The organism is Curtobacterium sp. P97, assembly GCF_023712445.1.
Classification (GTDB): Bacteria; Actinomycetota; Actinomycetes; order Actinomycetales; family Microbacteriaceae; genus Curtobacterium.
In genome coordinates, this window is sequence record NZ_JAMAYF010000153.1 from 1 (window position 1) to 436 (window position 436).

1 pseudogene is annotated in these 436 nt (G+C 69.5%); it reads right to left on the reverse strand.

Annotated elements, in window-relative coordinates:
- Positions 1 to 436 (reverse strand): annotated as a pseudogene (locus tag M3677_RS17405) (leucine--tRNA ligase); the annotation flags it as partial.

The window sequence follows — 436 nt, forward strand, 5'->3', positions numbered from 1 at the left end:
TCCCGTACTCACGGTTGACCGGCTGGCCCTCGAAGAGGAACTGGCCGTCCTTCTCGACCACCTCGGCGGCGGGCACGTAGAAGCCACGGGCATCGGTGTAGGCGTACGCCGAGATGTAGCCCTGGTTCACCAGGCGGCGGAACGGCTCCTCCGACGAGACGTGGCCCAGGTCGAACAGCACCTTGTGCCAGAAGCGCGCGTACAGCAGGTGCAGCACCGCGTGCTCGACGCCGCCCACGTACAGGTCGACGCCGCCGACGTCGCCCTCACCGCGGGGGCCCATCCAGTAGGCCTCCAGCTCAGGGTCGACGAAGCGGGCGTCGTCGGCGGGGTCCAGGTAGCGCAGGTAGTACCAGCACGACCCGGCCCAGTTGGGCATCGTGTTGGTCTCGCGCCGGTACTGCCGCGGCCCGTCGCCCAGGTCCAGGGTGACCGT